The following is a 13,391-nucleotide window of genomic DNA, read 5'->3' as shown; positions in this document are numbered from 1 at the left end:
CTATGTTGCTATATTTAATGTGTAATTAGAAAACTTCATAAAAATTAAAAGGAGCGTTCAACATGTCAAAAGATTATGGCAAGCTTTCTCAAGAAATCATTGACGGCGTTGGTGGAGAGCAAAACATTATTAGTTTATATCATTGCGTAACAAGACTACGCTTTAAATTAAAAGATGAGACAATTGCAAAGATCAATAAAGAAAAGATTCAGAAATTACCCGGAGTTCTTTCCATTGTAGAATCCAATGGTCAGTTCCAGGTTGTAATTGGAAATGAAGTAGCAGATGTGTATCAGTATATCATGGATAAATACAAAATAAAAAGTGCTTTAGGATCTGATTCGGATAATCCTAATGAGGGAGAGGCAGAAGAGAAAAAATCAGGCAATCTCCTTATTCGATTTTTTAATGTAATCTCTTCTATCTTTAATCCAATCATCATTGCGCTCGCTGGTGCTGGGATGACCAAGGCTCTCCTTGTTTTATTATCACAGTATCACATATTAGATGCAGATGGCAGTACGTATAAAATACTATCAGCAGCAGGGAATAGTGTATTTTACTTTTTACCACTTTTTCTAGCAATTAGTGCTGCAAGGGTTTTTAAAGTAAATCAATTTGTTTCATTAGCTATTGTGGCCTCTCTATTAGAGCCTAACTTTGTAGGACTCGTAACAGAAAATGGAACTACTGTTGATTTTCTAGGTATACCAACCGTTTTAATGACTTATTCTGGGACGGTAATCCCAGCAATTGTAGCTATTTACGTTTATTCTCATTTAGAGAAAATTTTGAAGAGGTTTATTCCCAAAAGTATTCAAATATTTGCTCTATCAATGGTTGCATTACTAATTATGGTACCACTTACAGCGATGGTCATTGGTCCTATAGGTGTAGGATTAGGTAATGGATTAGGAAGCATGATGAATTTAATTAGCAGTAAGAGTGGTTTACTAGCTGGTCTTATCATTGGAGCTGGTTGGACATTCCTTGTAATGTTAGGGATTCATTGGGGTATTGTTCCAATCATGATTAATAATCTTGCAACATATGGGTTTGATACTTTACGTCCAATGATTGCTGCTGCAACCTTTGCCAGTGCTGGTGTTGCACTAGGTGTGTACTTAAGAAGCAGAAATAAAGGAACAAAGAGCTTGGCACTGACTTCCCTTGTACCTGCATTGTTAGGGGGAATAACAGAACCCATAGTATATGGTTTATCCGTAAGATATAAAAGGCCGCTCATCGCTCAAGCAATAGCAGGAGGAATCATGGGAGCCTTCATGGGAGCCATGCAAACAAAAGCAATTGTCTATGTGTTTCCCGCATTGACTACTTTACCAGCTTTTCTTGGTGATACCTTCATCTATTATGTAATAGGTATAGCTGGTGCATTTATATTAAGTGCGGTTTTGACATATTTTATTGGAATTAAAGAAGAGGAGCAAGATTCAATAATCAATAAAAAAGCAGCTGAAGGTAAAATGGAGCTGCCGGTAATTGGACATGCAATTTCTTTAGATGATGTGAACGATGAGGTATTTTCATCAAGAGCAATGGGAGATGGTATTGCCATTGTTCCAACAAAAGGAATTCTTTATTCGCCGTTTGATGGAAAAGTTGAGGTTGCATTCCCAACTGGTCATGCTTTCGGCTTAAAATCGAATACCGGTGTAGAGATGTTATTGCATATCGGAATTAATACGGTGGAGCTAAATGGGAAAGGTTTTAATGCAAAAGTAAAAGTGGGAGATTCAGTTGAAAAAGGCCAGATTCTGGGTGAATTTGATCTAGAAGCAATAAAAAATGCTGGTTATGATCCGACAACAATGATGATTTTCACTAACTTAACTGCTGAAGTTCAAGAGGAGATCATTACAGCAAATGATCAAGAAATGATTCATTTAATGAAATGGAAAAATAGTGGAGGTGCAACAGTATGAGTAAGTTTCCAACAGGATTTCTATGGGGAGGAGCTATTGCTGCTAATCAGGCGGAAGGTGCATATTTAAAGGATGGAAAAGGACTGAGCATAGCAGATATTTTACCTGTAGGAAAAAATCGTTTTGATAACTTAACATTAGAGATTCGTGATGGTGTATTTTATCCAAGTCATGATGCAATTGATTTTTACCATACGTATAAAGAGGATATTGCTATATTAGCAGAGGCTGGATTGAAATGTTTCCGAACCTCTATTGCATGGAGCCGTATTTTTCCGGAAGGAGATGAAGCAGAACCGAATGAAAAAGGTTTAGCCTTTTATGAAGATATGTTTCAAACTTTGCGTTCTTTCAACATAGAACCTGTTGTGACTCTATCACACTTTGAAACTCCCCTTCATTTAGTAAAAAAATATGGAGGATGGAAAAATCGACAGCTAATTGCCTTTTTCGAACAATATGCTCAAGTTGTGTTTGAACGGTATCATGGTTTAGTGAAATATTGGATGACTTTTAATGAAATTAATCATACACATACCCTTCCTTTGCTAGCTGCAGGTCTTTATATTGAAGGAGAGGATGAGCAGCAGAAATTGCAAGATATGTATCAGGCTAGCCATCATATGTTTGTCGCTAGTGCGAAGGCTGTAAAAATTGCGCACGGTATTGATAAGTCCTTACAAGTCGGCTGTATGCTTTCCTTAAGTCCTATTTATCCAGCAACTTGTAATCCGAAAGATGTTTTCGAAGCAAACGAATTAAGAAGAAGATCGTTGTTTTATAGTGATGTCCATATTAGAGGGAAATACCCTGCCTATTTTAAACGGATTGTAGAGGAGAACCATTTAAGCCTTGATATTCGAGAAGAGGATCTACAGGTAATAAAAGAGGGAACATGTGATTATTTAGGATTTAGTTTTTATCGAAGTTCTCTTCACGAGGCTGGGATGAAAATTCTAGGGAATACTGGTGGTTTGCTAGGAAAGAAAAATCCATATTTAAAAGAAACACCATGGGGATGGCCAATTGACCCACTCGCACTTCGATATGTTTGTAATGAACTAACAGATCGATATCAAAAGCCGCTATTTATCGTGGAAAATGGAATTGGATTACATGACAAAGTAGAGGAAGATGGCAGCATTATGGATGTGGAGCGAATGCAGTATTTAAAGGAACATGTAGAAATGATGGCAGAAGCAATAAAAGATGGCTGTGAAATTATAGGCTACACTTGGTGGGGACCAATTGATATTGTCTCAGCAGGAACAGGAGAAATGGAAAAGCGCTATGGATTTATTTATGTCGATAAGCAAAACGATGGAACCGGCAGCCTGAAGAGAATAAGAAAAGAAAGTTTCTACTATTATAAAAGAATCATTGAATCAAATGGAGAAGACTTAGAACTTCTTCAATCAGTAGAAAAGGTGGAGAGATAAATGGCAATGAAAAGTTATTTTCCGAAAGATTTTTTATGGGGTGGAGCAATTGCTGCCAATCAGGCAGAAGGAGCTTGGAATGTAGACGGGAAAGGGATGTCGGTTGCAGATGTGGCCAAGTATAAACCAAATATTGATAAAAAGGACTATGTCAGCCAGTGGCATGTAAGTCCAAAGCAAATTGAAGAAGCAATGAAAACAGATGATACAGTCTATTATCCAAAAAGAAGAGGAATTGACTTTTATCATCGATATGTAGAAGATTTGGCATTATTTGAAGAAATGGGCATGAAATGTTTACGTGTATCGATTGCTTGGACCAGATTGTTTCCTAACGGTACAGAAAAGGAACCTATTCAAGCAGGAATTGACTTTTACGTTCGTCTTTTTAAAGAAATGAGAAAAAGAAATATTGAGCCTCTTGTTACTTTGTCTCACTATGAAATGCCATTGTATTTAGTCAACCATTATGATGGATGGGTCTCAAGAGAAGTGGTAGATATGTTTGTAAATTATGCGAAAGTTTGTTTCGACCACTTTGGACAGTATGTAAAATATTGGCTGACGTTTAATGAAATCGATAGTGTTTTCAGACATCCTTTTACTACTGTCGGTGTAGTAGAAGAAAAGTATTCTAGCAAAAAAGAAGCAGAAAATGCCATTTATCAGGCTCTTCATCATCAATTTGTTGCCAGCAGTTTAGCTACTAAATATGCGCATGAAATGATCAAAGACGCAAAAGTTGGCTGTATGTTAACGAGGACCCTTGCTTACCCACTAACTTCTAATCCTGAGGATGTAGTACTTGCCCAAAGGCATAATAGAGAAAATTATTTTTATTCCGATGTTCAAGTGTTTGGCGAGTATCCGTTGTTTATGAAACGATATTTTGAAGAGAATAATATTGTCATAGAAAAGGTAGAGGGGGACGAAGAAATTCTCAAACAGCATACAGTAGATTTCGTATCGTTTAGTTATTATATGTCGATGATTAAAAGTGTTAATGAGGAATCGATGGAAAAGGTTGGTGGTAACTTAATAACAAGTGTGAAAAATCCATACTTGGATATTAGCGATTGGGGCTGGCAAGTAGATCCAGTCGGCTTGCGAATTTCCCTCATTGATTTATATGATCGTTATCATCTTCCATTATTTGTAGTGGAAAATGGCATAGGATCAATTGATGAACTAGTGGATGGTCAGGTACATGATGATTATCGGATTGATTATTTCCGTAGACACTTTGAGCAAATGAATCTGGCATGCAAAGAGGGGGTAGAGATGATGGGATATACATCTTGGGGTTGCATAGATATCGTAAGTGCCTCTACCTCCCAAATGAGCAAAAGATACGGCTTCATCTATGTCGATGCAGACGATCTAGGAAATGGAAGCTACAAACGAATTAAAAAAGATTCCTTTTACTGGTACCAAAAAGTAATTAAGAGTAATGGGGCGGAGCTTTGATAGAAGAGGTAATTAGGAATATTAGCAGATGACAATGGAGGACTTCTGACTTTATCAATAGAAATTAGAAAAGGATACTTTTAAGTAAAGGGAAATCGCCGGTTAAACTGGCGATTTCTTGATTTTAACCATACAGTACTAAAACTACTGGAATAATAGGAGGACATCTGCAAGCGGAAATCCAGTATTTATTATATGTTACAGCAGAGATTCAGCGATATTATTAATCGTTATCAGGAAACACTGATTTTAGTACATTCTTAAAAATTTCTGGAATTTCCCATATATCTAATTTTAATTGGGCAGGGGAAAAAACAGGGAATAATTCTTGCTCGACTACTTAGCCTCCCAAAGCATTGATAGGGATCTGTTGCAGCTACATTTGTAACAAAATAACCAAAGTTTTCATCAAACTTTAATAGTATCCTATTTCCATTTAGCTTTACTTGAACTTGATCACAATTGGAAAAAAGATGACCTCAACTTTTTCACTTTTACAGTGATCCCATTTTTCCGAAGAAAATAACGAGTTTTCTCATTTACGGCTAAATCTAATACTCCTGCTGAAGATCCATGTATGGGCCATCAGTGAGCTTCTTCAAGATAATCGTTACCAGTCCAAGCTTATTTCGATAGCTATCAATGGAAAACATTATTTATCTAAATACTCTCCCAAAAAAGATTCTTCATTTCGGTAAAAGCGCGGATCATAAATGCCGATTCTATTGTCGTCATCTACTACAACTACAAATGGTGACCATCTGTATAATGTTGCAGCTGCAGGATTTTCTGCAAATAGGTAATCAAGGTCCACTTCATCGCTTGAAGTAAGTCTATCCACAAAATTAGCTTTTGTTAGAAGGGAATCATTCATGATATCGACCGTCTCAGCATTTTTTCCGATAATGGTAAAATGCCAAGGGATAAAGCTGGCAGACAGGGCAACATCCTGATAATCCTTTTGATAGTTTTTATATAAAACAGCACCTTGAAGAGATTGGATAGCGATATGAAGTACAATTAGAATCCAGCCAATACGGAATAATACATGTGGCTTTATTTTAGGATACACTTTGGAACCAATAAAGGTTAATAAAAAGATAAACCATATCACTAAATCAACAATTGGAACTGTTCCAAAAGTTAAACGAACAGATGAAAATGGTTCGAGATAACCTGTTCCCCATGCGTTGAATACATCACTAGTATTGTGGATGAAAACGGCGAGAAGTGCAATATAATATGATTGAATTCCTTTTATTTTAAAAGCGAAACGATTGATCATGTAAAAGATTAAAGCCCATATAGGAGCTAGAAAAATAGAATGGGTGATGCCTCTATGCCACATCTGATACTGCCCTGTAGTGTCCCAGAGCTGGGAGATAACATCAATATCAGGGATTTGGCTGGCACCTATTGATGTAACAATCAGGGCATATTTTTCTTTTCTAGTCATTTTTTCTTTATTAACACTTTTATAGATTCCTATACCAAATAAAGTATGTGTAATAGTATCCATATTTCCCCCGTTCTCACAATCAGTCCTTTAGTTTCTCCAATATTTTGATAAATAGTTCATTTTTGGTGGATGCTCTTTTATTCATTTTGACAAGATGATACATCACAATGATAAAAAAGAAAATCCAAGTAAATAGCTGTACAATGAAAGCAAAGTCAGCATTTACGCTAATTTCTATACGGAATATCTCTGGGTGTTGAATAAAATACAACAAGATACCAGCGAATAGAGTAGAAAAAATGGCCATAATGGTGGCAGGAAGGGAAACTGAGTTTCTTTGTGCCTTAAAGTAAGCTAGTAAGAGTTCTCTTTTTTCCTTCTCGATTTTAGTGAATGCCTGTTTGATAAGCTCAAGGTTGTCTATAAGATTATACTTCGGTTTAATGTCTTTCAAAAGATTTTGTTCCAGCCTTCTGCCGCCGTTTCCTCCATCATCAACCCATTCTAACAAACTTTTATAATGCTTCTTTTTCCAGCTTGTTTCACCATTAGACAGCAGATGCAAGAAGCTATCTAATAGAAACATAATAAAAACAGAAAGAAGGATGGAGAAAATGCCATTGATAGTGGTTTGATTTAACACTTCCAGTGAACTGCCTATTGCCAGTCCCGCAAATAACACAACAAAAATAAAAGTAGCCCATAATATCCTGTTCATAAAAATCATCACCAATACATGTATAATTTAAGTAATCTTTAACTTTACTTCCATTATAGCAAGTTCTTGGTAGGAAACATAGGGACGTTCGAAACTAGTAAAGTACGACTTAAAGTAATGAGTTGAAAATGGTCTATCATTAAAATGCGACGTTGCACTGGATTTTTCCAGTTAATTATCATGCTTTCCGGAGCTATTTCGAATGTTTTTGTAACCTCCATTCAATTTATTTAAAATAATAAGTCTAATTACATGGGTATAATTAACTATAATCCCCGAAGTGAATACTATTTAATTTCATTTTATGATAATATTGTACTATTGTTAGAAATTAATAAGAGGAGATGGGAAAATGAAAGAAGTAGTATTCTCGATGAATTTATTATTCTTTTGGATTAAGGGAAAAGTCGAAGTTGATAGTAGGTTTGTGAAAACAAATCTATCAAACACAATATTAGGATTTATTCCAGCAGGAAAAGATCAACAAAGCATTCCATTAAAAAATATTTCTGGGGCTATATTATCATCAAAATATCATATTAAACGCATTATTTTAGGACTATTTATATTTTTTATAGGATTAGGTTCTTTAAGTTCCAGTATTTTTGGATTGATTATACTCCTAATAGGTATAGGGATTGCTGGGAATGGTGTACAAACTATACTTACAATTGAAAAATCAGGGACAACCAATGTTATTAGTGTTCCTTTCTTTGAAAAACAAAAGATGCAATTATTACAGAATAGTATACATAATGCCTTAGCAGAAGATACAGATAAAACCGATCTAAATTTATTTTTTGATAAAAAATCACAAGAGGTATAAACTTTAATTTCATGAGATTAATGCTATTATATCAATATTATTAATTGTAAAATGAGGCTTCTAAAAAAGGGTTTATAGGTCTTTTTTAGAAGCCTAATCTATTTAAATTCACCAAAATGCAATAGAAATCCAACTCACTCTTATACCAAAACTCCTTCTATCTCCCCAGTACTTCAAAGGAAACAACTTTGCCTTCGTTTACTGCAATTAAGCCGTGGTCTGTTATTTTTAGGGCTGGGCTTACTGGCAGGGACAGGGTGCTTAATGACATGATTACATTATAATGTTCGTAACCTAATGACTTTAAAGTATCTGTTAATTCTTCTACTTGTGATGCTATGACTTCTAAAGGTTCTTCCGATAGAATGCCTCCAACTGGTAGTGGCACCATGGAGAGAATTTTTCCGTTATAGACACAGCAGATGCCGCCTTGGGTTTTGATGACTTCATTTGCAGCTAGCTGCATATCTGCTTTATTTTTCCCGACTACTAATAAGTTGTGATTATCATGGGAGTAGGTGGTGGCAACAGCACCCTTTTTTAAAATATCACCGCCGATTAAGCCATGTGCTTGATTGTTATTTTTCCCATAGCGTTCAAATGTTTTGACTAAACAATAAGCGCTATTCATCCATTGTAATTTTCCTGCTTCCACTGCAAGTGTATCTTGTCTTTCTTCTGTAAAAGTAGAGCCATTTTGTACATGGATCGTTCGAACAGTGACACTCTTTTTCTCTGTTTCGATAGGTACTTCAAAATCCTCTGCCTTTAAGGGAGCAAGCTTTACACTTTCATAGAAAGGGGAAGGAAATTGTTTGGAGACCGCTCTCTGCACATAAGGGAGGTCTCGCTCAAAAACTTTTTGGCCGTTTTTATATACAGCATCAATGGAAAAGTCTGCGACATTACTCACCATTACAAAATCAGCTATTTTGCCTGGGGCGATAACGCCTCTATCATACATTCTCATCCGCTGTGCAGGAGTATAGGTGCAAGCATAAATGGCATCCTCCATGGACATCCCCATGGCAATAGCTTTCTTCAGCAAGACATTTAAATGGCCTCTTCTTTGAAAAGAATCTGCCATTACATCATCTGTCACAAAGCAAAAATGTTCTTTAACTGGATTTGCACTGAGATAGTCGATTACTTCTTTTGTCATCGATTTCTCTTGAATTTCTAAAAACATGCCAATTGCAATTCTTTCCATCATTCCTTCCACAGTCTGGTGAGTATGGTCGGAGCCGACGCCAGCAAAAGCAATTCCTTGTAATTCATCATCTAATAGTTTAGGAACATGGCCTTCAATTATTAGTTCAGGATAGTTGTTGCGAACAAAGTCGAGAATTTGATTGGTTTTGCAATCTGGCTTTGTGAGAACATCATAGTAATTCATGATTTCGCCTAGGCATTTGATGGACTCTGTCTGCAGCAGTTCTTCGATATCCTCTATTTCAATTGCGCCGCCGGTCGTTTCCATTGCAGTAGCGGGAACAGAGCTCGGAATGCCATAAAACATATCGACCACTTCATTATTGCTTGCCTTAATCATTTCTTTTACCCCAGCAATTCCAAAAACATTGGCCATTTCATGGGGTTCTGGAACGATAGTTGTTACTCCATTCTTTATTAATCCATAGGAAAAGGTTGCAGGTGTAACCATCGTACTTTCAATATGCAAGTGAATATCAATTAAGCCTGGAATGATATATTTTCCATCAGCGTCAACCGTCTCTTTTGCTTGGAAAAATTCTCTTCCCTTTTTTCCGATATAAAAGAACTTTCCATCTTTAATCGCGATATTTTCTTTTCTAAATTGTTTAAAATAACTATTAAACACAATTCCGTTCAAAACGAGTGTATCTACTTGCACGAAAAACCCTCCTCTATTCCACTAGTACCATTTGATTCTGTGGAATAATTACCGTTACTTCTTGTCCGTTTTTAAATGGCTGAACCATTTCTTTATTAATCGTGAAATCACCGAGGGCTGTTTCTACCACATATTGATAGCTTCTGCCAAGGAATGTCGTAATTTTAATGATTCCCTTCATTCCATTCGTTGGGATAGCATCTATGCTTGGCTCCATCATAAAATCATCGGGACGAATGGCGCCCACTTTTTTATTGAGATTTTCCATATGTGCATGTCGATCAACCTTGAAGATCAATCCAGCTTTTTCAAGCTCGATATGATCCTCATGATCTATTCGTTTATCAAAAGGAATGAAGTTTTTAAAGCCGATAAAGTCAGCAACGAACTTTGTTTCGGGATATTGATAAATGGTCGCTGGGTCGCTCAGCTGTTCAATGACTCCTTTATTCATAATGGCAACTTGATCTGAAATCGAGAAGCATTCTTCTTGGTCATGGGAGACGTAAACAGTAGTGATTCCTAGTTCTTGCTGAATTCTGCGAATCTCTACTCTCATATTGACTCTAAGGTTTGCATCAAGATTACTTAGTGGTTCATCAAATAGTAGAATATCAGGTTCGATTACTAAAGCTCTTGCGATTGCCACACGTTGTCTTTGACCACCAGATAGCTCGCTGGGAAATCGTTGTTCAAATCCCCTTAAGTTTACGATCTCCAGCATATTTAAAACGCGTTTCTCGATTTCCTTTTTGTTGATTTTTCGTAATCGCAAGCCAAATGCAATATTGTCAAAAATAGATAGATGAGGAAAGAGCGCATAGTTTTGAAAAACAAAGCCGAAATTTCGTTTGTTAACAGGAACCTTTGTATAATCTTTACCTTCAAAAATAAATTTTCCTTTACTTGCTTCTAAAAATCCTGCAATTAAGCGCAATGTCGTTGTTTTTCCACAGCCGCTTGGACCTAACAGGGAAACAAGCTGTCCTTTTTCAATACTTAAATTAAAATCTTCTAATATATTTTTCTTTTCATATGCAACAGATACATTTTCTAAAGTAAATAAAGCCATTTTTATCCTCCATTATCTTTTCGTGAAATAAGACAATCCCATTAATCTTTCCACTACAAACATAAAGATAGCAGTTAAGAACATTAATAGAACAGAGATGGCTGCAACAGTAGGATCAAAATAATTCTCTACATAAAGCAGCATTTGAATAGGGAACGTACTGACACCGGGTCCAGTCATATAAACCGAAATATCCACATTGTTGAAGGACTCTAAAAAGGCAATCATGACAGCCGCGATAATGCCAGATTTAATGTTCGGCAATACGACACGAAAGAATGTACCAATTCGATTCGCACCAAGACTAAGTGCCGCTTCTTCTATGGAAAAATCAAAGTTTGCCAGACTAGAAGAAATGACGCGAATAATAAATGGCAGCATGATGACTGTATGACCGATAAATAAGGATAAATAAATAGGAAGGTTATAGGTCACAACAATATAACGCAAAAAAGAGAAACCTAGAACGATTCCTGGAATAAGAATCGGAGAAACGAAGATAGCATTAATGATCCCTTTGCCAGCAAAGTTAAAGCGGCTAAGCGCATAGGCTGCTGGTACACCAAGTAGTAATGCTAAAATGTTTCCTGCTATGGATACAATAATGGATGTTTTAAAGGTGCTTAAAAACATTTCCACTTTAAAAATATTCTCATACCATCTAAGGGAAAACTCTTCTGGAGGGAATTTCAGAATACTTCCACTCTCAAAAGAGGTAATCGATATTATTACAAGCGGCCCAAGTAAAAAAATAAAAACAAGGATCGTAAACAGGGCCAATCCTCTATGTTTTTCCTGCATACACGTTTACCCCTTTGGATTTAGTTTTTTCGCAACACCATTCATGATCGTAATAATGATAAAGGTACAAATAATCATTATAGTTGCCACAATAGAGGCAAGTTTCCAGTCATTTAAGGTAATTGCATTTTGATAAAGAAAAGTGGAGATAACCCGTTGTTTTCCACCGAGCAAAGCAGGCGTAGTATATGCGGTAAAGCTGCCCACAAATACTAAAATACTTCCAATTACAAGACCGGGAACACATAATGGCACAATGATTTTCATAAAGGATGCCATTTTGGAAGCACCAAGACTTTCTGCTGCACGCAGTAAATCACTGTCGATATTCTCCATTACACCAACAAGCGTTACGATAATTAATGGAAGAAAAAGGTGAACTAAACCGATAATAATTGCATTAGGCGTATATAAAATATTTAAAGGTTCTTGGATAAGCCCTAGACTCAATAACGTTTTATTTAACACACCATTTTTCCCAATAATAATCATCCAGCTAAAGGAACGAACAACAGGACTTGTCAGCAATGGAAAAATCGTGAATAACAGGAGAACCGCCTTTCTTTTGCTAGGAAGCTTCGCAATATAATAGGAAACTGGAAAGCCAATTAAAATACAAATAAAAGTTGTGAGTAAACTAACGCGTAAAGTAGTAAGAAGGATATCGATAAAGTATTTATCCTTAAAAAAGTCGATATATCCTTGCAAACTAAAGGATCCTCCCTCATTAAAGGTTGTCCCCATCATTGAAAGAATAGGTATTACTAAAAATATCGTTAAAAATAATACTCCTGGCAGTAAAAGTAAATATAAATATCGTTTCTTCAAGACGTCACTCCCTTTCCTCAAAGTGACCATTCAAAATATCAATAAACATCTGGAAGAAGACATCAGCATCTACTTGTAGGGAAATATGCAAATTCGCTTCTCTTTGTAGACGATTTTGAAAATCACAGACGAGCTGACCATCACATAATTCACTTCTTGTTTCAACATCGACAAAATACTTTTCTGTTTGTACTAGGCCTTTGTTGAGGGCAATTCCTACAGCGAGCGGGTCGTGCATAGCGCAAGCATGGACTCCGTACCGGTTAAAATATTTTTGTTGATAGTCATTTGTACTTTGAGCAATATAATCTTGTAAAGATTTATCCGTTATTAACTGAAGATGATCTTTCGTTAATAATGCTTTTCTTGTTACATCTAATCCGACTTGCGTGATAGCAGGAAAGCCTGCATGTAAAACAATTTTTACAGCTTCGGGATCAACATAGCTGTTAAATTCAGCAGTTGGCGTTACATTACCTGGTCCCTTTACAACCCCGCCCATAAAAATAACTTCTTTCACGTGATTCGTGATTTGCGGACATTTTTTCACGGCTAAAGCTAAATTGGTTAAGGGGCCAGTAAACACTAATGTTACTTCGCCCGAAAAGCTTAAAATGGAATTGATTAAAAAGTCAGGAGCGAAGCCATCACTCACTGGATGAGTGACAGCTGTCTCCTTTAGTGCTCCGCCTAAACCATCTTCTCCATGTATGCGATGTTCGAAGAATGGTGCTCGTACGAGGGGAGTGGCAGCTCCTTTTATTACTGGAATATGATTTGCTTTTACTAAATCTAGTATTTTGCATGTGTTTGTTGTTGCTTGATCCAGGGAGACATTGCCATTAACAGTTGTAATCCCTAGAATATCAAATGATTTGCTTTTTACAGCTAGTAGAATACCAATTGCATCATCAATGCCAGTGTCTACATCCAATATCAGCTTCTCTTTCATGATGACCCTCTTT

General features: G+C 36.3%; 11 protein-coding genes. 4 read left to right on the top strand and 7 right to left on the bottom strand.

Annotation, left to right across the window (positions count from 1 at the left end; genetic code table 11):
• The first annotated feature begins 62 nt into the window (after nt 1-62).
• From NSS71_RS15830 to NSS71_RS15820, 3 genes are read left to right on the top strand one after another with little or no spacing between them, the layout of a single operon-like run.
• The gene (locus NSS71_RS15830) at nt 63-1,943 is read left to right on the top strand and encodes a beta-glucoside-specific PTS transporter subunit IIABC (protein ID WP_047944433.1); all 1,881 of its coding nucleotides are present in this window, start codon (nt 63-65) and stop codon (nt 1,941-1,943) included.
• A complete protein-coding gene (locus NSS71_RS15825; protein ID WP_047944432.1) occupies nt 1,940-3,382 on the top strand; it encodes a family 1 glycosylhydrolase in 1,443 nt (480 codons plus the stop codon). Before NSS71_RS15830 ends, NSS71_RS15825 begins: the two co-directional genes overlap by 4 nt.
• Nucleotides 3,383-4,849 (top strand): glycoside hydrolase family 1 protein, encoded by a 1,467-nt coding sequence (locus NSS71_RS15820; protein ID WP_144544590.1) that lies wholly within the window; start codon nt 3,383-3,385, stop codon nt 4,847-4,849. It abuts the gene before it with no gap.
• A gap of 652 nt (nt 4,850-5,501) precedes the next feature.
• Here NSS71_RS15820 and NSS71_RS15815 read toward each other — a convergent pair.
• Both NSS71_RS15815 and NSS71_RS15810 read right to left on the bottom strand, forming a co-directional pair.
• Nucleotides 5,502-6,368, bottom strand: coding sequence for a metal-dependent hydrolase (locus tag NSS71_RS15815; protein WP_251688141.1), 867 nt, complete (start codon nt 6,366-6,368; stop codon nt 5,502-5,504).
• Between the two features lie 19 nt (nt 6,369-6,387).
• Nucleotides 6,388-7,026, bottom strand: coding sequence for a hypothetical protein (locus NSS71_RS15810; RefSeq protein ID WP_251688143.1), 639 nt, complete (start codon nt 7,024-7,026; stop codon nt 6,388-6,390).
• Between the two features lie 352 nt (nt 7,027-7,378).
• On the opposite strand from NSS71_RS15810, the gene NSS71_RS15805 reads away from it, so the two are divergent.
• Nucleotides 7,379-7,852 (top strand): hypothetical protein, encoded by a 474-nt coding sequence (locus NSS71_RS15805; protein WP_047944429.1) that lies wholly within the window; start codon nt 7,379-7,381, stop codon nt 7,850-7,852.
• Between the two features lie 157 nt (nt 7,853-8,009).
• Here NSS71_RS15805 and NSS71_RS15800 read toward each other — a convergent pair whose 3' ends face one another.
• The 5 genes from NSS71_RS15800 to NSS71_RS15780 are packed head-to-tail and all read right to left on the bottom strand — an operon-like array spanning nt 8,010 to nt 13,378.
• Nucleotides 8,010-9,725: an adenine deaminase C-terminal domain-containing protein gene (locus NSS71_RS15800; RefSeq protein WP_341151811.1), complete on the bottom strand. Its 1,716-nt coding sequence runs from the start codon at nt 9,723-9,725 to the stop codon at nt 8,010-8,012.
• Between the two features lie 13 nt (nt 9,726-9,738).
• A complete protein-coding gene (locus NSS71_RS15795) occupies nt 9,739-10,797 on the bottom strand; it encodes an ABC transporter ATP-binding protein (protein WP_095322740.1) in 1,059 nt (352 codons plus the stop codon).
• A gap of 12 nt (nt 10,798-10,809) precedes the next feature.
• The gene (locus NSS71_RS15790) at nt 10,810-11,598 is read right to left on the bottom strand and encodes an ABC transporter permease (protein WP_047944426.1); all 789 of its coding nucleotides are present in this window, start codon (nt 11,596-11,598) and stop codon (nt 10,810-10,812) included.
• Between the two features lie 6 nt (nt 11,599-11,604).
• Nucleotides 11,605-12,426 carry an ABC transporter permease gene (locus NSS71_RS15785; RefSeq protein WP_061798090.1) on the bottom strand — a complete coding sequence of 274 codons (822 nt, stop codon included), beginning with the start codon at nt 12,424-12,426 and terminating at the stop codon, nt 11,605-11,607.
• A 4-nt stretch (nt 12,427-12,430) separates the two neighbouring features.
• Nucleotides 12,431-13,378 carry a nucleoside hydrolase gene (locus NSS71_RS15780; RefSeq protein WP_336044736.1) on the bottom strand — a complete coding sequence of 316 codons (948 nt, stop codon included), beginning with the start codon at nt 13,376-13,378 and terminating at the stop codon, nt 12,431-12,433.
• Nucleotides 13,379-13,391 lie beyond the last annotated feature (13 nt).

The sequence above is a fragment of the Niallia sp. FSL W8-0951 genome (assembly GCF_038006525.1).
GTDB lineage: Bacteria > Bacillota > Bacilli > Bacillales > Cytobacillaceae > Niallia > Niallia circulans.
The sequence above is the reverse complement of the archived record's forward strand: the minus strand, read 5'-3'. Positions and strand labels throughout refer to the sequence as shown.